The organism is Streptomyces albidochromogenes, assembly GCF_005981925.1.
GTDB lineage: Bacteria > Actinomycetota > Actinomycetes > Streptomycetales > Streptomycetaceae > Streptomyces > Streptomyces albidochromogenes.
This window is the reverse complement of sequence record NZ_VBVX01000791.1, coordinates 1-381: the sequence shown is the minus strand read 5'-3', so window position 1 is coordinate 381 and position 381 is coordinate 1. Positions and strand designations below refer to the sequence as shown.

General features: G+C 48.6%; 1 rRNA gene. It reads left to right on the top strand.

The features are described from left to right. Positions 1-91 precede the first annotated feature (91 nt). Positions 92-381: ribosomal RNA gene (locus E2E34_RS37820) — 23S ribosomal RNA — on the top strand; the annotation flags it as partial.

Here is a 381-nt window from a genome sequence, read left to right as displayed (position 1 = left end):
ATGACTAAGGAATGTGGCTCTACTTCGGTGGAGTGTTATAGCCTTGGTTGATACTGCCTGTCTAGACCGAGGACTGCGTCTTTTGACTAGGATGTTGGCATAATGATCTTAAGCCACCCGTCTTGAAACACGGACCAAGGAGTCTAACGTCTATGCGAGTGTTTGGGTGTAAAACCCGTACGCGTAATGAAAGTGAACGTAGGTGAGAGCTCTTAAGAGTGCATCATCGACCGATCCTGATGTCTTCGGATGGATTTGAGTAAGAGCATAGCTGTTGGGACCCGAAAGATGGTGAACTATGCCTGAATAGGGTGAAGCCAGAGGAAACTCTGGTGGAGGCTCGTAGCGGTTCTGACGTGCAAATCGATCGTCGAATTTGGG